The 19,113-nt window shown below is 66.4% G+C and carries 16 protein-coding genes and 3 pseudogenes; 10 read left to right on the top strand and 9 right to left on the bottom strand.

What is annotated here, in order from left to right; translation table 11 throughout:
* Window positions 1-887 (top strand): annotated as a pseudogene (locus IU459_RS34000) (DNA-directed RNA polymerase subunit beta); the annotation flags it as partial.
* 284 nt (window positions 888-1,171) lie between these two features.
* Here the strand turns inward: IU459_RS34000 and cysC are convergent.
* From cysC to IU459_RS33985, 3 genes are read right to left on the bottom strand one after another with little or no spacing between them, the layout of a single operon-like run.
* On the bottom strand, window positions 1,172-3,010 hold the full coding sequence (gene cysC / locus IU459_RS33995) for an adenylyl-sulfate kinase (protein WP_195133704.1): 1,839 nt from the start codon (window positions 3,008-3,010) through the stop codon (window positions 1,172-1,174).
* On the bottom strand, window positions 3,010-3,942 hold the full coding sequence (gene cysD / locus IU459_RS33990; protein ID WP_195133703.1) for a sulfate adenylyltransferase subunit CysD: 933 nt from the start codon (window positions 3,940-3,942) through the stop codon (window positions 3,010-3,012). The genes cysC and cysD overlap by 1 nt, the downstream gene beginning before the upstream one ends.
* Before the next feature lie 9 nt (window positions 3,943-3,951).
* Window positions 3,952-4,851 (bottom strand): helix-turn-helix domain-containing protein, encoded by a 900-nt coding sequence (locus IU459_RS33985; RefSeq protein WP_195133702.1) that lies wholly within the window; start codon window positions 4,849-4,851, stop codon window positions 3,952-3,954.
* Between the two features lie 84 nt (window positions 4,852-4,935).
* Here IU459_RS33985 and IU459_RS33980 point away from each other — a divergent pair, with 84 nt between their 5' ends.
* The 5 genes from IU459_RS33980 (at window position 4,936) to IU459_RS33960 (ending at window position 10,280) form a co-directional block, all read left to right on the top strand.
* On the top strand, window positions 4,936-6,099 hold the full coding sequence (locus IU459_RS33980; RefSeq protein ID WP_195133701.1) for a hypothetical protein: 1,164 nt from the start codon (window positions 4,936-4,938) through the stop codon (window positions 6,097-6,099).
* Window positions 6,099-6,875 carry an SDR family oxidoreductase gene (locus tag IU459_RS33975; RefSeq protein ID WP_195133700.1) on the top strand — a complete coding sequence of 259 codons (777 nt, stop codon included), beginning with the start codon at window positions 6,099-6,101 and terminating at the stop codon, window positions 6,873-6,875. The genes IU459_RS33980 and IU459_RS33975 overlap by 1 nt, the downstream gene beginning before the upstream one ends.
* A 9-nt stretch (window positions 6,876-6,884) precedes the next feature.
* The gene (locus tag IU459_RS33970) at window positions 6,885-8,048 is read left to right on the top strand and encodes a sulfotransferase family protein (protein WP_324199132.1); all 1,164 of its coding nucleotides are present in this window, start codon (window positions 6,885-6,887) and stop codon (window positions 8,046-8,048) included.
* 175 nt (window positions 8,049-8,223) lie between these two features.
* The gene (locus IU459_RS33965; RefSeq protein ID WP_324199131.1) at window positions 8,224-8,847 is read left to right on the top strand and encodes a TetR/AcrR family transcriptional regulator; all 624 of its coding nucleotides are present in this window, start codon (window positions 8,224-8,226) and stop codon (window positions 8,845-8,847) included.
* Window positions 8,844-10,280 carry a hypothetical protein gene (locus IU459_RS33960; protein WP_195133698.1) on the top strand — a complete coding sequence of 479 codons (1,437 nt, stop codon included), beginning with the start codon at window positions 8,844-8,846 and terminating at the stop codon, window positions 10,278-10,280. Before IU459_RS33965 ends, IU459_RS33960 begins: the two co-directional genes overlap by 4 nt.
* A gap of 27 nt (window positions 10,281-10,307) precedes the next feature.
* Here IU459_RS33960 and IU459_RS40220 read toward each other — a convergent pair whose 3' ends face one another.
* From IU459_RS40220 to IU459_RS33945, 3 genes are read right to left on the bottom strand one after another with little or no spacing between them, the layout of a single operon-like run.
* Window positions 10,308-10,625, bottom strand: coding sequence for an EthD domain-containing protein (locus tag IU459_RS40220; protein ID WP_195133697.1), 318 nt, complete (start codon window positions 10,623-10,625; stop codon window positions 10,308-10,310).
* A complete protein-coding gene (locus IU459_RS33950; protein ID WP_195133696.1) occupies window positions 10,576-11,334 on the bottom strand; it encodes a DUF899 domain-containing protein in 759 nt (252 codons plus the stop codon). Before IU459_RS33950 ends, IU459_RS40220 begins: the two co-directional genes overlap by 50 nt.
* Before the next feature lie 31 nt (window positions 11,335-11,365).
* Window positions 11,366-12,130 carry an SDR family NAD(P)-dependent oxidoreductase gene (locus tag IU459_RS33945; protein ID WP_195133695.1) on the bottom strand — a complete coding sequence of 255 codons (765 nt, stop codon included), beginning with the start codon at window positions 12,128-12,130 and terminating at the stop codon, window positions 11,366-11,368.
* Between the two features lie 192 nt (window positions 12,131-12,322).
* Here IU459_RS33945 and IU459_RS33940 point away from each other — a divergent pair, with 192 nt between their 5' ends.
* Window positions 12,323-13,282 carry an RNA polymerase subunit sigma-70 gene (locus IU459_RS33940; RefSeq protein WP_195133694.1) on the top strand — a complete coding sequence of 320 codons (960 nt, stop codon included), beginning with the start codon at window positions 12,323-12,325 and terminating at the stop codon, window positions 13,280-13,282.
* Between the two features lie 39 nt (window positions 13,283-13,321).
* Here the strand turns inward: IU459_RS33940 and IU459_RS33935 are convergent, their stop codons facing one another.
* Entirely contained in the window at window positions 13,322-13,729 is a 408-nt protein-coding gene (locus tag IU459_RS33935) for a RidA family protein (RefSeq protein ID WP_195133693.1), read from the bottom strand.
* A gap of 114 nt (window positions 13,730-13,843) precedes the next feature.
* Here IU459_RS33935 and IU459_RS33930 point away from each other — a divergent pair, with 114 nt between their 5' ends.
* Window positions 13,844-14,224, top strand: coding sequence for a winged helix-turn-helix transcriptional regulator (locus IU459_RS33930; RefSeq protein ID WP_195133692.1), 381 nt, complete (start codon window positions 13,844-13,846; stop codon window positions 14,222-14,224).
* 574 nt (window positions 14,225-14,798) lie between these two features.
* On the opposite strand, the pseudogene IU459_RS38935 reads toward IU459_RS33930, so the two are convergent.
* Window positions 14,799-15,326 (bottom strand): annotated as a pseudogene (locus IU459_RS38935) (YbhB/YbcL family Raf kinase inhibitor-like protein); the annotation flags it as partial.
* 141 nt (window positions 15,327-15,467) lie between these two features.
* Here IU459_RS38935 and IU459_RS33920 point away from each other — a divergent pair.
* Window positions 15,468-16,142, top strand: a complete 675-nt coding sequence (locus IU459_RS33920; RefSeq protein WP_195133690.1) for a GntR family transcriptional regulator — start codon at window positions 15,468-15,470, stop codon at window positions 16,140-16,142.
* A gap of 120 nt (window positions 16,143-16,262) precedes the next feature.
* Here IU459_RS33920 and IU459_RS33915 read toward each other — a convergent pair.
* Window positions 16,263-17,393: pseudogene (locus IU459_RS33915) on the bottom strand (transcription termination factor Rho, short form); the annotation flags it as partial.
* Window positions 17,394-18,028: 635 nt separating this feature from the next.
* On the opposite strand from IU459_RS33915, the gene IU459_RS33910 reads away from it, so the two are divergent.
* Complete coding sequence (locus tag IU459_RS33910) at window positions 18,029-19,093, top strand: serine hydrolase domain-containing protein (protein ID WP_195133688.1); 1,065 nt, start codon at window positions 18,029-18,031, stop codon at window positions 19,091-19,093.
* The last annotated feature ends 20 nt before the right edge of the window (window positions 19,094-19,113 follow it).

Here is a 19,113-nt window from a genome sequence, read left to right as displayed (position 1 = left end):
TGGCCGGCCGGCACGGGAACAAGGGTGTGATCGGCAAGATCCTGCCGACCGAGGACATGCCGTTCCTGCCGGACGGCACTCCGGTCGACATCATCCTGAACACCCATGGTGTGCCGCGTCGTATGAACATCGGCCAGATCCTGGAGACCCACCTGGGCTGGGTCGGCAAGGCAGGCTGGAATATTCAGCTCGCCGACGGTATCCGTCCGGACTGGGCGAAGCGATTGCCCGAGGAGTTGTTGTCGGCGAGCCCGGATACCGATCTCGCGACACCGGTCTTCGACGGTGCCCGCGAGGAAGAACTCGCCGGATTGCTGGCGTCCACGCTGCCCAACCGCGACGGTGATGTCATGGTCGGGGCGGACGGTAAGGCGACATTGTTCGACGGCCGCACCGGTGAACCGTTCCCGTACCCGGTGGCGGTCGGCTACATGTACATCCTGAAGCTGCACCACTTGGTCGACGACAAGATCCACGCGCGTTCGACCGGTCCGTACTCGATGATCACCCAGCAGCCGCTGGGTGGTAAGGCGCAGTTCGGTGGTCAGCGTTTCGGTGAGATGGAGTGCTGGGCCATGCAGGCCTACGGTGCGGCGTACACGCTGCAGGAGCTGCTGACCATCAAGTCCGACGACGTGGTCGGTCGGGTGAAGGTCTACGAGGCGATCGTCAAGGGCGAGAACATTCCGGAGCCGGGCATTCCGGAGTCGTTCAAGGTCTTGCTCAAGGAACTCCAGTCGCTGTGCCTCAACGTCGAGGTCCTCTCCGCAGGCTCCGCCATCGAATTGCACCGGGGCGATGAGGACGAACTCGATCGCACTGCCGCAAATCTCGGAATCACGCTGTCCCGCAACGAATCCGCATCGGTCGACGACCTCACGAGCTGATCCGGGGTGGAACTGCCGCGCACCGGATCCCCGGTGCGCGGCAGCTGCGGGACGACCGCGGGTGCGGCTGACCGGCAAGCGAATGCGCCCCGGACGGAGGCCCGCGCATATCCGAGCGCGACGGCGAGCTCCGCACGCGCGGCTGCAACCGGCGCGGGTCGTCTCGCCGGATTCGCGAAGTCGCACCGTAGTCAGCGAGCGCGTGTCGTCCGGCGCCGCGGCCGAACGTTTTGTTGTGCTCGTCTGGTTGCGGGTGCGTCCATCGTCGGCCGGCCAGGCCGAGTTCAATCCATCCGGGTCAGTCGCGCGATGATGGTCGCGGCCATCGCTGCGGGATCGCCGTGGTCGGGTCGCAGGACGATGTCCGCGTTCACCGGCGCCTCATAGGGATCGTCGATGCCGGTGAAGCCGCGGATCTCGCCTGCTCGTGCCTTGGCGTACATTCCCTTGGGGTCGCGCGCTTCGCAGACCGCGAGCGGCGTGTCGACGAACACCTCGAGGAACGGAATGCCTGCCGCCTCGTGCATGGCCCGCACCTGGTCGCGGTCGGCACGGTACGGGCTGATCAGCGAAACGACCGCTACCACTCCCGCTTCGGCGAACAGCCTGGCCACCTCACCGACGCGGCGGACGTTCTCCACGCGGTCGGCCGCGCTGAATCCGAGGTCGGAGTTGAGCCCGTGGCGCAGGTTGTCGCCGTCGAGGAGGAATGCCGGGCGGCCCGCGGCCACCAACCGGCGTTCCAGTTCCACCGCGACGGTGGACTTTCCGGAGCCGGACAGGCCGGTCAACCAGACGGTGAGGCCGCGGGTGGCGCGCTCGTCGCGCCCGACCGCGGTGGAATGCCAGACCACCCTGGCCGACGGCAGGGTCGGGCCGGTGATCATGCCCGCAGCGACGGTGTTGTTGGTGGTTTCGTCGACCAGGATGAAGCTGCCGGTGGCGCGGTTGCGCCGATACGGGTCGAACAGCAAGGGATGGCGGGTGCGCAGCTGGACGCGGCCGATCTCGTTGAGCGACAGCGACTGCGCGTCCTCGTCGCGATGCAGCGTGTTGACGTCCAGCCGGTAGTCCAGGGAGCGGACCTCGGCGGTGGCGGCGCGGGTGGTGTGCCGGATCGTATAGGTGGCGCCGGGGGTGAGCTGAGTGTCCTCGGCGAACCAGCACACCATCGCGTCCAGATCACGGCCCGCGTGTGGGCGGTTGTTGGGACGGCAGATCAGGTCGCCGCGGGAGATGTCCAGCTCGTCGGCGAACTGGATGGTGACCGCTTGCGGCGGAAAGGCTTCCGCGACCGGTGTGCCGCCCGGGCCCCAGATCGCGGTGACCGTGGTGGTGAATCCGGAAGGCAGCACCGCGACTTCGTCGCCCGGCTTGAACACCCCGCCTGCCACCGTGCCCGCGTAGCCGCGAAAATCTTCCGCGTGCCTGCGCGTGACGTACTGCACGGGGAACCGCGCGTCGATCAGGTTGCGGTCCGATGCGATGTGCACCTCTTCGAGGTGGTGCAGCAGGGGAGTGCCCTCGTACCACGGCATGCTGGCGCCGCGGTGCACGATATTGTCGCCGTGCAGCGCCGACACCGGCACGAACGTGAGGTCGGAGACGTCGAGTTTGGAGGCGAACCGCGCGAAGTCCTCGCGGATCTCCTCGAACCGATCCTGGGACCAGCCGACCAGATCCATCTTGTTCACGCACAGCACCAGGTGCGGGATGCCGAGCAGGCTGGCGAGGAAGGCGTGGCGGCGGGTCTGCTCCACCACGCCTTTACGAGCGTCCACCAGGATCAACGCCAAATCGGCGGTGGAGGCGCCGGTCACCATATTGCGGGTGTACTGCACGTGCCCTGGGGTGTCGGCGATGATGAATTTCCTTCTGGGCGTGGCGAAATAGCGGTGCGCCACGTCGATGGTGATGCCCTGCTCCCGTTCGGCGCGCAGGCCGTCGGTGAGCAGGGCCAGGTTCGGGTAGTCGTCGCCGCGGTCGCGGCTGGTGCGCTCCACCGCGGCGAGCTGATCGGTGAAGAGGGTCTTGGAGTCGAACAGCAGTCGTCCGATCAGGGTCGACTTGCCGTCGTCGACGCTGCCCGCGGTCGCGAGGCGCAACAAGGTGGTGGTCGTCATCAGAAGTAGCCTTCGCGTTTGCGGTCTTCCATGCCTGCCTCGGAGATGCGGTCGTCGGCGCGGGTGGCGCCGCGCTCGGTGACCCGCGCGGCGGCGACTTCGGCCACCACTTGCGCCGGGGTGACCGCGGTCGATTCGACGCAGCCGGTGCAGGTGGCGTCGCCGACGGTGCGGAATCGCACGGTGGCCTCGTAGGGCTGCTCGCCGTCGAGGAGTTCGATGAAACGGGTGTGCGCCAACAACATTCCGTCGCGTTGCACAACTGGCCTGCGGTGCGCGTAGTACAGCGCGGGCAGCTCGATGCCCTCGGCGGCGATGTAGCTCCAGATGTCCAGCTCGGTCCAGTTCGACAGCGGAAACACCCGGATGTGCTCGCCCGGCCGGTGCCTGCCGTTGTAGAGGTTCCACAGCTCGGGGCGCTGCCTGCGCGGATCCCACTGCCCGTACTCGTCGCGGAAGCTGAACACCCGCTCCTTGGCGCGGGCCTTCTCCTCGTCGCGGCGCGCGCCGCCGAACACGGCGTCGAAAGATCCCTCCTGGATCGCGCGCAGCAACGTCGTGGTCTGCAACCGATTGCGCGAGGCGCGCGGACCCGTCTCCTCGACCACGCGCCCCGCATTGATGTCGTCCTGGACCCGCCCGACCACCAGGCGCAGCCCCAAGCGCGCCACCGTGGCATCGCGGTAGGCGATCACCTCGTCGAAGTTGTGCCCGGTGTCGATATGCAGCACCGGGAACGGCAGCGGCGCGGGCCAGAAGGCCTTGGCCGCCAGGTGCAGCATCACCACCGAATCCTTGCCGCCGGAGAACAGCAACACCGGGCGTTCGAATGTCGCTGCCACTTCACGGAATATGTGCGCCGACTCGGCCTCGAGCGCGTCCAGATGAGGCAGCTCGTAGGTGCTCGCCGTCGACTTCGCGTACTGGCTCACATCGCAAAACTAGAACACGTTTCGGTTATCGGTCAATGGTTTGCGACCACCGGAGCTGGCGGTCACCGCGTCGGCGGCGGCAATCAGCGCCGCGCCGCGCCGGGTGATCTCGGCGCCGGTGATCGAGGCGCCGACGTACATCGTGAGCACCATGTTCTGCCTGCCGTCGCCGTCGTAGGTGGGTGCGGCGAGCAGGCTGACCGCGTGCTCCTTGCGCGGCCGCAGATCCGACCCCAGATAGACCCGCTCACCGAGACTCGTCACCAGCTCGGCGACCAGTTCGCGCAGTTCAGGAGGCAGATCGCGATCGGCGACCCCGGCCAGGAGCGAGTACAGCCGCCGACCCGCGGCGGTCATGCTCTCCACCAGGAACCCGCGCTCGCGGCACTCGGCGACCACCTGGCGCAGGCGCGCCTCGTCCTGCCGTAGCGGCACCGCCGGCGGCTTGGCGAGCCAGGCGTCGAAGGCGGCGTCGGTGTCCCACAGCACGTACATCAGGCCGACCGGCGGCGCGAAATGGTAGGCCGCGCCCACCTTGACCAGGCCGGGTCCGGTGCTTTCCAGCACCATGATCTGCTCGCCGACAATGGCCGACGCGGTGCAGGTCGTGCGATAGCGCGCGGTGAGTTTCTCCAGCTCGACGCGAGCCAGCGCGGAGATCGCGAAACTGTCCTGCGCCACCCGGCCTGCGGCGATCAGCGCTGGTCCGAGTCCGTACGTGCGGGTGTCCCCGTCGCGCATCAGGTAGCCGCCTGCGGTCAGTTCGGTGAGGATGCCCAGGCAGGTCGGCTTGGCCAAGTCGAGCTCGCGGGCGAGTTCGGAGAGCCCGAAGCGTTTGCCGCGCTGCTCGACGAAGAAATCCAGCACCTGAACCACCCGTGCGGTGGGCGCGGACCGACGGCCGACCATTGACCACTCCTAGAACACGTTCTAATCTTTCTCGTATCGAAATGTACCAGAGTGGTACATATTTGGAACACTGGAGAGAGCCTCTTGCTGACCCAGCCGTTCGCGGACGCCATCGCCGCCGCCGAGCAGATCATCACCGGAGCCGCGCACATCCGAACCGAACAGGACCTCGTGGAGGGCTACGACTATCTGGCGGGCAGCATCCGCGCGTCGCTGCAGATGGCGTGGGCCTACGAGCGGGACTTCCCGTTCTTCGTGCAGTCCACCGGGCCGTACACCAAGATGGGCTTGGACAACCCGGACACCCTCTACTTCCACTCCTACTTGCGGCCGGAGGCGGAATACGTGGTGACCGGCTCCCGCGGAACCACCTGCGACCTGAGCTTCCAGGTCCTCAACGGCGACTATTCGCCCGTGGACGTGCCCGACAGCCTCACCGCTTTCGATGACCGCGAGCTCGAGATCGGCGCGGACGGGTCCTACGAGATCCGGTTCGGTCCGGCCGAGGCGCGCCCCGGCTACGTGCACCTGAGCCCCGACGCGGCGATGCTGGTGGTGCGCGAGGTCTACAGCGATTGGTCGAGCGAGACGGCGGGAACGATCCGCATCCAGCGGGTCGACCGGATCGGCGACGCTCCGCCGCCGCTGACCAGGGACGTGCTGACCAAGCGGTACGGCGTGGCGGGCAAGATGCTGGTGTCGCGACTGAAGACCTTCCTCGCCTTCCCGGAGTGGTTCTATTTGAACCTTCCGGTGAACACCTTGACGGAGCCGCGCTCGACGCCCGGCGGGCTCACCACTCAGTTCTCCTCGGTCGGCCACTACGACCTGGACGACGACCAGGCCATGATCATCACGGTGCCGAAATCGGACGCGCCGTATCAGGGATTCCAGCTCGGCAGCATGTGGTACCTGTCGCTGGACTACATCAACCACCAGACCAGCCTCACCGCCGATCAGGCGCGCGTGGACCCGGACGGGATGATCCGGCTGGTGGTCAGCGAGCGCGATCCCGGCCTGGCCAACTGGATCGAACGCACCGGCCACGCCCGGGGATATCTGCAGTTCCGCTGGCAGCGGCTGTCCAGGGATATGAAACCCGACGACGGGCCGACCGTGGAGGTCGTTTCGGTCGCTGACCTGCCCGAACGGCTGCCCTTCTACGACCGGGCGCGCGTCACGCCGGAGCAGTGGCGCGAGCGGATCGCGGCGCGGCAGGTGGCCGTCGCGGAGAGGATGCTCGGCTGATGTTGTTGCAAGACAAGGTTGTTGTGGTCTCGGGTGTCGGGCCTGGACTGGGCCGCGCCATCGCCGTGCAGAGCGCGAAGGCGGGCGCGGACGTGGTGCTCGCCTCGCGGACGGAGTCCCGCCTGACCGAGGTGGCCAAAGAGATCACCGAACTCGGCAGGCGCGCCGTGGTCGTGCCGACGGATATCAACGACGAGGCCGCGGCGTCGAACCTGGTCGAGACCACGCTCAGCGCGTTCGGCAAGGTCGACACGCTGGTCAACAATGCTTTCGCCATCCCGCCGATCGTCGACCTCCTCGACGTCGACCTGGACCAGGTGCGGGCGGGCTTCGAGACCAACGTGCTGGCTGCCCTGCGGCTGACCAGGCTCTTCGTGCCCGCGCTCACCGAGACCAAGGGTTCGGTGGTGATGATCAACTCGGCGGTGCTGCGCCATTCGCGGCGCACCTTCGGACCGTACAAGATGGCGAAGTCCAGCCTGCTCGCGCTGGCGCAGAGCTTGGCCACCGAACTCGGCCCGCGGGGTATCCGGGTGAATTCCGTTGCGCCGGGCTATATCTGGGCTGACAACCTGAAGTGGTACTTCAATTACCTGGCGCAGCAGCGGGGGATCACCGCCGAGGAGGTCTACGCCGAGACCGCGAAGACCATCGACCTGCGCAAGCTACCCGAACCCGACGAGATCGCCGACGCGGTCGTGTTCTTCGCGTCCGCTCTGTCGCGCGCGATAACCGGCGCGTGCCTGGACGTCAACGGCGGCGAATACCACCACTAGGAGATGACCGTGATCGGTAGGGACGACGTCGGGACCATCGACGATCTGCACGCCTCGGCCACCAAGGTGGTCGGGCTGGATGATTTCGGTACCGACGACTATCGCGAAGGGCTCGAGGTGCTGCTCGAGTCCTATGCCAAGGACGCCGAGCTAACCCCGTTCGGCAACAAGGTCAATCGCGCTTTCCTGCGCGGCGCATTGATCGCCCGGCTGCTCAGCGAGGCGGCCTGGCACCGTTTTCCCGAACACGCGGAGGTGGCGATCGAGCGGCCGATCTTCGTCACCGGGCTGCCGCGCTCGGGCACGACGGCGGTGCACCGCTTGCTCAACGCCGACCCGGCGCACCAGGGTCTGGAGATGTGGCTGACCGAGATGCCGCAGCCACGCCCGCCGCGGGAGACGTGGGCGAGCAACCCGGTGTACCAGCGCCTCGCGGCGGCCTATGAGAAGCACCACGTGGAGCACCCGGAATTCATGGGCGTGCACCACATTTCCGCCGACCAGGTCGAGGAGTGCTGGCAGCTGTTGCGGCAATCGGCCATGTCGGTGTCCTACGAGTGCCTGGCCTACCTGCCTCGCTACTCCGAATGGCTGCGGGACCGCGATTGGACCACCGCATACCGCAGGCACCGGCGCAACCTCCAGCTGATCGGGCTGCCGGACGCCGAAAAGCGCTGGGTGCTCAAGAATCCCAGCCATCTGTTCGCCCTGGACGCCATTTTCGAGGTCTATCCGGATGCGCTCATCATCCAAATGCACCGTGACCCGCGCACGATCATCGCGTCGGTGTGCAGCCTCAACGAACAAGCGTCCGCGGGCTGGTCGGAGAAATTCCGCGGGCCGGTGGTCGGCGCGGCGCAACTGGATCTCTGGGCGCGAGGCGCGGAACGTTTTCTCACCGACCGCAAGCGGCACGACGCGGCACAGTTCTGCGATGTCGATTACGGCGAGTTCGTCGCCGACCCGATCGGCACGGTCGAGTCGATCTATCGTCATTTCGATCTGCCGCTGACAGAGGAAGCGACCGCCGCGATGACCGCGCTGCACGCCGAAAGCACCTCGGGCGCCGCACGTCCGGCCCACCGCTACACCCTCGACCATTTCGGGCTGACCGCCGAGCAGGTGGACGCTCGGTTCGGGGGATATCGGGAGGCGCACTTCCCAGGGCGCTGACCCTCCGTCGAAGGAAGGCGAGGTCGGCGACCGCCGTACCTCGAGGCGCGGCTGGATGGCCGAATCCGGCCGATCGACGAGGGCGGCCCCACCGATGGGTCAGGAAGTCGCGCCTGTCGCTACTAACTTGTAGCTACGGTTGATTAGCTACGGTGTAGTAGCTATATTTGTCCCTGTGAACGCGTTGAACAACCCGGAGAAAGGCCGTCGCACCCAGCTCCAATTACGCGCCGACTGTCATGGGGCCGTGATCGCGGAGGCGGCCGAGACCGGCATCGGCCGACTGGCGATGGAGGGTGTAGCACGCCGGGCGGGTGTCGCCAAGACCTCGCTCTATCGGCACTGGTCGACGGTTGAGGAACTGCTGATCGAGGCGCTGGCGCAGGCGTATCCCGTCGAAGTGCCGTCCCCCGCGGGCGGCAATCTGCGCGGTGACCTGCTACGGGCGCTCGAGCAATTGACGGAGTGGCTGTCCGGCCCGACCGGATCTGCGACCGCCGCGATATTGAGCGAGCGGCAGCGGCGGCCGGAGTTGGTCGAGTCGTTGTATCGCAACGTATTCGACCTGCGCGGCGGACGGTTCACCCGGACGGTTCTCGATCATTACGCGGCGCTCGGTGAAATCGACGCCGCACTGGTCACGCCGATTGTGAGCGACATCGGTGAGGCGTTGGTGATCAAGCATCACATCGACACCGGGCAGTGGCCCGACGAGCGCATCAGGTCGGCCATCGTCGACGAAGCCCTGTTGCCGGCACTCGGATTCCCGCCTTCGACAACTAAAGGAAAAGCGAAATGACAAGCGCCCCACCTAGTTCTGTCCATGTGGACTGGACTGCGACCACCGGCATCTCGCGCACTACCCTGACCACGCACCTATGGACCGCGCCCCCACTGCGGCGCGGTTCACCAATCCACGACAAGGCATTCGACGCCTTGCGCGCGCTCGACGCCGACCTCGTTCGGTTCCTGCCCTGGTATTCCCACCCGCGTATCGCGGTCGCGGAGCTGACTGCGCCCACTGCGACCGAGACGTCGTGGAACTTCGAGTTGCTCGATCCCCTGGTCGAGGACTTCATGGACGCCGCGGGTGGTCGGCGAGTCGTCGCGAACTTCGCGACAATCCCGGCCTGGATGTTCCGCACCGACGAACCGGTTGCCGTAGCGGAGGACCCCGATCAGATCCATTGGGAGTACGAGCAGGGCACCGAATTCCGCGATTTGACACTTGCCGAGGTCGCGGACTATTTCTATCGGGTCGCCAGCTGGTATATCGCCGGTGGGTTCACCGACGAACTGGGGCGCAGGCACGAGTCCGGCCATCACTATCGCTTCGCCTACTGGGAAGTGCTGTGCGAACCGGATCTGGGGCACCGGATCGCGCCGGAGCTCTACACCAGGCTCTACGACGCGATCGTCGAGCGCCTCCGCCCGCTGGACCCGGATATGAAGTTCATCGGGCTGTCGCTGAGCCACATGCACCGCGAACCCGAGTACTACTGGGATTTCCTGGATCCGGCCAACCATCGGGCTGGTGTGCCGGTCGACGCATTCTCATACCACTTCTACGCGTCACCGGAGATTGTCAACCCGTTCGGTCCGGAGGGCAACGCGCCGTCCGCGCACTGGCGCGACATCTTCTTCGCGCGAGCCGACGCGTTCCTGGAACAGGTGCGGTTCATCGACTCGATCCGGCGCAGACTGGCCCCGAACACCAAAACGTTCATCAACGAACTCGGTACCTTCCCCCCGGATGTGATGAATCCGACCCCTGAGATTCCTGACGAATACTGGGCATTGAGTGCCTCGGTCCAGTCCTACCTGTGGGCCGAACTCGTCGCATTGGGAATCGATCTGGTCGGGATCGCCGAGTTCATGGACTACCCCGGCATGATCCCCGGCACATCGCTCATCGACTGGGAAACCGGCGTACCGAACCCCCGATACCAGGCACTGGATCTACTGCTGCGACACTTCCGCCCGGGAGACTCGCTCGCCGTCACCACCACCGGATTCCCGGACCCGCGGATGCACGCGCAAGCCTTCGTCACCGCGGCCGGTGAACGAAAGCTCGTGTTGATCAACAAGACCGACCTTCCGATAGCGATCGCCGTCGATTCCGGATCCGTCCTGGAGCAGATCGGAACACGAGGTCTGCATGCGACGCCGATCGCCGATCCAGTCGTGACACTCGACCCCTTCGCAACCGCTGTCGTCACCTGTCGACGATGACGTCAGTTCATCTATCGGCACGATCGTCTAGCCGAGCATCACATGCTCTTCGGTCAGGAAGTACGAGGACCGTGGCAGGTCGATGAAGTTCTTCTCGTCTTCGGCGAGCCGTTGGTTGGCCTGTATCCCTGCTGGTGTGGCGAGCGCTGTGATCAGCGCTCGCTCCGAGGGAAACCAGACTTCGGTGACGCCGTCGAAGGGGTCGCCGGTATCGCTGTCACGACCTGCACGGGGCAGTACGTGGTCGTGACAGCGACTGCTTCGAAAAACGCCAACCGAAGGGCCGTGTCGTCGATTATGTGGCGGCGCCGCCCTTCGAGTCGGTTCGCGGCGGCCGCGGGTCATCTGGGTTGTCCGGCTCCGGGTCGCCGAACCACCGCGACGGCGTGTGCTGGCCGTATGCGTCGTGCCAGTCCCACCATTCGTAGGGCGGGGTCTGCGGGTAGCCCTCTGGGGAGTCCTCCCACTGCTCCTGGCGTCCCAGCGCCGTCATGTCGAGGTAGCTCCACGTGGTCCCCAGTGCCTCGTCGCCGCGGTTGTTGATGAAGTAGGTGCGGAACACGCGATCGCCGTCGCGGATGAATGCGTTCGTGCCGTGCCATTCGTCCACGCCGAAGTCGGCGTCGAAGTCGTCGGTGATCGTGTACCACGGCATCTCCCAGCCCATGCGCGCCTTCACACGCTCGATGTCCGCCTGCGGCGCGCGGGAGGCGTACACGAGTCTGGTGTCGCGGGCGTCGAGGTGGGCGAGGTTGGGGACATGATCGGCCATCATGGAGCATCCGCGGCAGGCATGGTCGGGCCAGCCGTGCACGCCGGGCTCGAAGAAGGCACGGTAGACGATCAGCTGACGGCGGCCCTGGAACAGGTCGAGCAGGCTCGCCTTGCCCTCCGGTCCCTCGAACACGTACTGCTTGTCCACGGCCTGCCACGGCATCCGCCGTCGCAAGGCGGCCAGCGCGTCACGTGCGCGGGTCAGCTCCTTCTCTTTCACGAGCAGCTGTTGCCACGCTGCCTGCCACTCTTGTGCCGAGACGATCGACGGTGTCTGCATTGTGCTGTCCTATCCTTTCGGTTTCGGTCGCTCAGGCCAGCGGTGATATGCCCGCGGAGGTGAGCGTGTTCGCGTGGTGGACCGGGTGTTCGGCAGTCGCGATCCCGAGCACCGATTTACCCACCTGCTCCGGGGTAAGCGCAGGTCCCATGGAGCGCACGAACGTGTCGACATCGACACCTTGCCGCTGCGCGTAGGCTGCCACCGCCGCGGCCCCGAGGTCGGTGGCGGGTGTCAACTGGGGGAGGACGGACACGAACCTGATCCCCAGCCCGGCCCGCTCCGACTCGACGGCGGCATAGCTCGTGATGAGCCTGACGGTGGCCTTTGCCCCTGCGTAGCCTCCGCTCAGCGGCGATCCGTTGATCGCGGCGCCGCTGGAGATCGCGATCACCGAGCTACCCGGTGCCAGCGGGCGCCGCAGCGCTTCGCGAATCCAGTGGAACGCCTGGGCTACGTCGACATTCCAGTTCCGGCTGAAGGTCTCCCACGTCTGATCCTGCAACGGGCTCATCTGCGGAGTCGCTCCCGCGCACAGGACCACCGTGCGCGGTCGATGCTCGTCGAGGAGTCGCCTGGCCGTCGCGGGATCGGCGGCGTCGGCGGCCACCGCGGTGAAGGTAGCGCCGAGTTCGTCGCGCACAGCGTCGAGCTGCGCGCTGGTCCGGGCGACGCCGACGACATGTGCACCGGCAGCGGACAGCGCCCTGGCGATGGCGCGGCCGAATCCGCGGCCGGCTCCGGTCACGATCGAGGTCGTGCCTTCGAGGCCGCTTGGCTCGAGTAGTTCGTTCACGGTCGTATTCGCTTTCGTTGGTGATGTGCTCGAGGCCCCACCAATTCAGATACGTCGCGCCGCCGTGATTCATCGGTGCGGCGCCAGCCGATCGCTTTCCCTGGCGAACCGACCGATGAATTTCCGCCGCCGGACGTATCTGTACTGGTAGGGGTGCCCATCCCCGCCACGTCGAGACCTAGGAGTACGACCGTGCCGGTCCAGGAGGATTTCATCGAGCAGGCGGCGCCGTTCCGTGCCGAACTGATCGCGCACTGTTATCGGATGCTCGGTTCGGTGCATGACGCCGAGGATCTGGTCCAGGAGACCTACCTGCGTGGTTGGCGAGGCTATGCGGCGTTCGAGGAACGCGCGGCGCTGCGTACCTGGCTGTACCGCATCGCGACGACCGCGTGCCTGCGCGCACTGGAGAACCGCGCTCGCCGGGTACTGCCGGCTGGGCTGGGCGCAGGCTCGGATGATCCCGATTCGGGTCTCGACGGCGACGCCGGTGCTTACCGATGGATGCAGCCGCTGCCCGACGCGTTGACACCGGAAACGGTACTTGTCGCCAGGGAAAGCGTCCGGCTGGCGGTGGTGACGGCCATGCAGGAGCTGCCCGCGCGTCAGCGGGCTGTGTTGATCCTGCGCGACGTCGCACAGTTCAGCGCCGCCGAAGTGGCGGAACTGCTGGAGACCACCCCCGCCGCGGTCAACAGCGCTTTGCACCGGGCACGTGCCCATCTCGCCGAGGCCGCCCCAACGGACGAAAACGTGGCCGAACCGGAAGACGCCGAACGTCGCGAACTGCTCGACCGCTACTGCGCGGCATTCGAGAACGCCGACCTCGCAGCCCTCACCGAGCTACTGGCGGCCGACGTCAGGCTCGAAATGCCGCCGGTGCCATTGTGGTTCACCGGACGCGACGCGGTGACTCGGTTCCTTGCCAAGCGCGCCTTCACCAAGCCGGGCGATCTCATGCTGATCCCGACGGCTGCGAACGGACAACCCGCTGTCGCCGAATACCGCCGGGGCGCAGACGGCATCCTGGAAGCCCATTCGATACACGTCATCACCACGGCCGTGGACGGGGTCGCCGCCATCACCGTCTTTCTCGAACCGACGCTATTCGCCGCTTTCGGCATGCCACTGACCCGCTCGAAAGACAATTGACGGGGCAGCCGAGCGCAAGCTCGACGCGACGAACATTGTTCAGTCGATGATCGCGGTAGCTTCGATCTCGACCAGATGTTCGGGAATGTCCAGGGCCGCAACGCCCAGCAGCGTGCCCGGCGGTACCGGGGTGACCCCCAGCTTCGCGGCCGCGCGAGTGATTCCTTCGAGGAGCAGGGGCATTCTGCCGGGATTCCAGTCGACGACGTAGACGGTCAGCTTGGCCACGTCATCGAATGAACCACCGACCTCGGCCAGGGCCGTGGCGATGTTGAGGTAGCACTGCTCGACCTGAGCGGCGAGGTCACCCACGCCGACCGTGACGCCATCGGCATCCCAGGCAACCTGGCCGGCGACGAAGACCAGCTTCGACCCGGTCGCGATCGACACCTGCCGGTACGCATCGATCTGCGGCAATCCGCGCGGGTTCACCAGGGTGATGGCCATTGCCTGCCTCCTTTGTCGCGAGAGCGCGCTGACGCTCTCTTGTGGTTACTCGGGAACCGTAGGAGAGTGTTCGATGACATGGAAGAACGCACTTTTCAGTGACTGGGGAACCACATGGTGACCAAGCAGTTCAGCGGCTCGCTCAACGAAGCCGACCTCACACGCGCGGACTCTTTGGCGCGAGAAATCTTCTCCGACGTCGCCAACAAGTGGGCGCTCCTGATCATCGAGGCCTTGGGCGAACGCACCTTGCGCTTCGGCGAATTGCGGAACGAAATCGAGGGCATCAGCCACAAGATGCTCACCCAGAACCTGCGCATGCTCGAGCGCAACGGGCTGGTCGAGCGAACCGTGCACCCCACCGTGCCGCCGCGAGTCGACTACACCCTCACCGAGCCGGGTCAAGCCCTTCGCGAGACGGTCCACCGCATGTGCGATTGGACCCATGAACACCTGGGCCACATCGAAGCCTCCCGTCGCCGCTTCGACGCTTGACGGGGTGGAGCGCTTGCAGGCGAAGTCGGCAGCGGGGCCCGCACGTGAATCCCCAATCGACCTCGGCGGCTGGTCAGGCCGCGGCTCTCCGGCGGACGGTGCGCTCGAGGATCCCGAGGGTCGCCTTGAGTGCGGACTCGGGAACCACCGGGAAGGTAAGGCGCTTCTTCCACTCCTCATCAATCTCCGACCAGTCGTAATACGAGGTGACGAGGGTGCCGCTTGCGGTCGGTTCCAACCGGTAGCCGTAGATGTGGCGGACATGAGGCCGGGTCCGTCCTTCGACGGTCCAGGCGATTTCCTTGTCCGGGGTGAGCTTGGTGATGACAACCTCGACGTCGTATTTACCCAGCGGAAGATCCCCGAGGGCTTCCCGGTCCATATGAACCAGGAACCGGTCGCCGGGCCGTTCGACCGGTTCGCCTTCGGCGTCGAGCAGCATTCCGGACGCGTCGATGTCGACGTGGCCCATCGGGTCGGTCAGCACCGCGAAGATCGCGCTGGCGGACGCGGGGATGAGCCGGGAGACCTCGATCCGTTCGATGCCCTCGCCCGCAGGGTGCTCGCCCACGTGCGGCGTTTCCGCCGTGGCGGTCAGGACCGCGCGGCCGAGGGTGTGGCCGGCCATGGTGAAGCCGAGAACGGCCGGGGTGGCGTCGGCCGGGACACCGATGGACTCGATGTCCAAGGCGTGCACCACGATGAAGTAGCGGTGCCGGCCGTGTCCGGCTGGTGGTGCGGCGCCGAGGAAGCGGGCTGCGCGGGCGTCGTTGGGCAGCTGGAAGGCGCCCTCGGGCAGGCCCGAGCCGGTGTCGTCGCCAGCGCCTTCGGGCAGTTCGGTGACGGTGGCGGGGATGTCGGCGACCGCCCAGTGCCAGAACCCCGACCCGGTGGGGGCGTCGGGATCGTAGACGGTGACGGCGTAGCTCTTGGTGCCTTCCGGCGCGCCGCTCCAGGACAGCTGTGGAGACACGTCCTTCCCGCCAGGGACGCCGGAGGAGAACTGCTCTGGCGACCACGCGGCGCCGTCGGTGACGGTGGTGCTGGTGACGGTGAAGGAGGCCGCCTCGGGGAGGCGAGCGAAGGGGTCGTTGGCGCTCATCTCGTCGTCGTTCCTTTCAGGCCGTGCTGTGAGGGTTGCAGGTGATGCCGCCGCGGAGGGGGCATGACTTCGAACATCACCGCCATTAATCGATGATAACGAGAATAATCGATTATTGTTCCGATCGTCTATGCTTCGGTCATGATCCGGACCGCTCCTATCTCGCCCTCGTCGGGAAAGCAGATGCTCTCCGAGCAGGTCTACACCCACCTGCGGGACGCGATCATGCGCGGGGGCTATGCCCCCGGCGACGCCCTCAAACCGCAAGACCTCGCCAAGGAACACGGCGTGAGCTTGGCCGTCGTCCGCGAGGCGCTCGTGCGGGTGGTCGGCGAGGGCTTGGCCGACCGGCTGCCCAACCGCGGCTTTGCCGTGCCAGCCTTCACCGATCGCCGCTGGCAGGAAATCGCGGAGGCCCGCCGGACCATCGAACCGGTCCTGCTGCGCATGTCCATCCAGCGTGGGGACGTCGACTGGGAGGCCCGTGTACGAGCCGCCCATCACCGTCTGGCCCGTACCCCGGCGTGGGTGCCCGAGGAGAGCGAGTACTACAGCGACGCATGGTCCGAAGCCCACCGGCTCTTCCACCGCGCCCTGCTCGAGGGCTGCGGCAACGCGGTCCTACTGGAGACCTGCGACCGACTGTGGACCGCAAGCGAGCTGGCCCGCCGCTGGTCGGCCCACCGCAACCCCGGCCGCGACTTCTCCGAGGAACACCGGCGCCTGGAAGAGGCGGCACTGGCCCGCGACGCCGATGTCGCGGCCGAAACGCTGGCTCGGCACCTCACCCTGACCGCGGCCGGACTGGAGGCGTGACACGCCACCGGGCTGGATGACTGCATCCGCGATGAGCTGGACGTTGGTTGTGGGTCGGCCCGAGCCGACTTGTACGTGCGGTGGGCGAGCTGGTCCCGCCGTGCCGAACAGGGCACCGTCTCAGCCTGCGGTGCGGATCTGGGTCAGGAATTCGGGGTTGGTTCGGGTTTGTCCGAGGCCGGTCAACAGCAGCTCGAGCGCTTGCTGCGGGTTGCGGCCCGAGAGGGTCTTTCGCAGGGATCGAGTGGCGGTCAGCTCATCGGCGGAGAGCAGCAGTTCCTCTTTGCGCGTGCTCGATCGGTTGATGTCGATCGCGGGGAACAGGCGGCGGTCGGCGAGGTGCCGATCGAGCTTCAGTTCGGCGTTTCCGGTTCCCTTGTACTCCTCGAAGATCAGGGTGTCCGCGAGTGAGCCGGTCTCGACCAGGGCCGTGGCGATGATGGTGAGCGAGCCGCCGTTCTCGATATTGCGAGCGGCGCCGAGGAATTTCTTCGGTGGCGCGAGTGCGCCGGCGTCGACGCCACCGGAGAGGATGCGGCCGGACCCGGCGGCCGCCAGGTTGTAGGCGCGGGCAAGCCGGGTCAGCGAGTCCAGCAGAACGACCACGTCGTGGCCCGTTTCGACGAGACGTTTGGCATGTTCGATGGCCAATTCGGCGAGGGCGATGTGTTCGTGGGCGGGCTGGTCGAAGGTCGCGGCGGCGACCTCTGCCGGCACCGCGCGGGACAGGTCGGTCACTTCTTCCGGGCGTTCGCCGACCAGTACCAGCATCAGCTGGCATTCGGGATGATTCTTGGCGATGCCGTGTGCAATGGATTGCAGCACAGATGTTTTGCCAGCCTTGGGCGGTGCGACGATCAAGGCGCGCTGGCCTTTGCCGATCGGCATGAGCAGGTCAGTGGCGCGTGTGGTCAGCTCATGCGGCTCGGTCTCCAGCCGCAGGCGGTCCTGCGGATAGATCGGGACCAAGTCGGGGAAGTGCGGTCGCTGCCTGGCATTGCCAGGTGGCAGGCCGTTGATGCGGTCGACTCGGACCAGTGGTGCGAGTTCGACGCCGTCACGTTTGGGTCCGACTGCACCGGTGAGGGTATCGCCGCGGCGGAGTCCGTGCTCGCGGACCAAACGCGTCGGCACATGTGCGTCTCGCGGTCCGGGCAGATAGCCGTCGACGTGCAGTGAGGCGTGGTTGTGGTTGAAGTCGAGAATGCCGGTGACCGACGTCGTCGCACTCTTTCCAGTCGCGTTGTCTCGTGGGTGAATAGTGTTGTTCTGCATGGTTTTTCTCCTGGGATGCGTTGGTGGACGCGGCGGGTCGCCGTGAATGCCGCCTGCTGGAATGACGCTCGCTGCACGCGCCGATGTGATGTGTGGCTGGAATCCGTCCACTCCGAACACGGTGCACGGCATATGAGACCGTCGTGGCGAAGGTGGAGTCTTGTGGGAGGGAATTGTCACCTACATCCACAAGATGGAGACCGCACCTACGGTAGCGGCACTAGGCACAACACGCAACAGTGCCAGGTTGTTCCGCTGATCCATTCGATAAGGCCGAACCAATCCGTCGCACGTCGACTGACTCGCTCGACAGGTGGCGGAGGACCGCGTCCCATGGTCGGACAAGGTCGTTGGCGGCGAGTGAGCAAACCTGCAGATTGCCTATCCGCATCGTCGATGAACTCGGCTTCCGGAAATACGTGCGATCACAGGTGATCTCGCCGATGTGGACGTCGCCGCGGCTGGTTCCCGAAGACATCGGCTGACGTATGGGGTCTGCATCCGTTGCGTCACAGGCACTCAGGGCCGTGAGCACGGCACGCTGCGGTAGCCAACCTATTCGGCCGGAAAATGGGTGGTTCGGATGTTCGTGGTCCGGCTAGGTTACGTCGGTGGCGCAGATCGAAGGCTGGTGTGATGACCGATTCGGCGCGGTCGCCGAGGCGCTGGCGGCCTCGCTGGACTCCGACGCTGGCGGCGCGGCGGCGGCGGTGTTCGTGGACGGTGCGCCGGTGGTCGATATCTGGGGCGGATACGCCGACGCCGCCGGCACCGTCGCGTGGGAGCGCGACACCATCGTCACCGTGTGGTCGACGACCAAGACGATGGTGGCGCTGTGTGCGCTGATCCTGGCCGATCGCGGCGACATCGATCTGGACGCGCCGGTCGCGGTCTACTGGCCGGAGTTCGCGGCCGCAGGAAAACAGGATGTGCGGGTTCGGCATTTGCTGGGTCATACGGCGGGCCTGGCGGTCTGGGACGATCCGGTGACGGCCGCTGACTTGTACGAGTGGCCGATGGTCACTGCACGGCTGGCCGCGCAGCCACCGCGGTGGGCACCGGGCGCCGCGGGCGGATATCACGCGGTCACCTTCGGGTTCCTGGTTGGTGAGGTCATCGCCCGGGTGACCGGGCGCAGTGTCGGCACGTTCTTCGCCGATGAGGTGGCCGGGCCGCTGGGCGCCGACTTCCATATCGGGCTCGCCGCCGAGCACGACCGGCGCGTCGCCACGCTGCTCCCCGCGCCCGAAGGGGACAAACCGCCGGGATTCACGGTCGGGGTGTCCGACGCGAACACGGTGCATTGGCGGCGCGCCGAGATCCCCGCCGTGAACGGTCACGGCAATGCCCGCTCGGTCGCCGCTGTGCAGTCGCTGCTGGCCTGCGGTGGCACCGTCGGCGGGGTGCGGCTGCTGTCAGCGGACGGGTGCGAGCGCGTGTTCGACGAACAGTTCCGCGGCACCGACTGCATCCTGGACTATCCGATCCGGTGGGGTCTGGGGTACCGGTTGGAGAACCGCACGTGTTCGTGGGGTGGATGGGGCGGCTCGCTGGTGCTCGTCGACTTCGACCATCGAATGACGGTGTCGTATGTGACGAACCAGATGCTCTGGAACCGCGGCTACGACCGGTCGCTCGGCGTGCTGCTGGCCGCGTACGAGGCGATCACGAGCTGACTCGTACCATGCGCCGATGC

The organism is Nocardia amamiensis (assembly GCF_015477605.1).
In the GTDB taxonomy this organism is placed as follows: Bacteria; Actinomycetota; Actinomycetes; order Mycobacteriales; family Mycobacteriaceae; genus Nocardia; species Nocardia amamiensis_A.
This window is presented reverse-complemented; position numbering and strand designations above follow the sequence as displayed.

Excerpts from the sequence above, each read along its gene's own strand:
- IU459_RS33975 (WP_195133700.1), top strand. The coding sequence starts at position 6,099 with ATGTTGTTGCAAGACAAGGTTGTTGTGGTCTCGGGTGTCGGGCCTGGA.
- cysC (WP_195133704.1), bottom strand. The coding sequence starts at position 3,010 with ATGACGACCACCACCTTGTTGCGCCTCGCGACCGCGGGCAGCGTCGAC.
- IU459_RS33960 (WP_195133698.1), top strand. The coding sequence starts at position 8,844 with ATGACAAGCGCCCCACCTAGTTCTGTCCATGTGGACTGGACTGCGACC.
- IU459_RS33920 (WP_195133690.1), top strand. The coding sequence starts at position 15,468 with ATGATCCGGACCGCTCCTATCTCGCCCTCGTCGGGAAAGCAGATGCTC.
- IU459_RS33950 (WP_195133696.1), bottom strand. The coding sequence starts at position 11,334 with ATGCAGACACCGTCGATCGTCTCGGCACAAGAGTGGCAGGCAGCGTGG.
- IU459_RS40220 (WP_195133697.1), bottom strand. The coding sequence starts at position 10,625 with ATGACCCGCGGCCGCCGCGAACCGACTCGAAGGGCGGCGCCGCCACAT.
- IU459_RS33935 (WP_195133693.1), bottom strand. The coding sequence starts at position 13,729 with ATGGCCATCACCCTGGTGAACCCGCGCGGATTGCCGCAGATCGATGCG.
- IU459_RS33985 (WP_195133702.1), bottom strand. The coding sequence starts at position 4,851 with ATGGTCGGCCGTCGGTCCGCGCCCACCGCACGGGTGGTTCAGGTGCTG.
- IU459_RS33930 (WP_195133692.1), top strand. The coding sequence starts at position 13,844 with ATGGTGACCAAGCAGTTCAGCGGCTCGCTCAACGAAGCCGACCTCACA.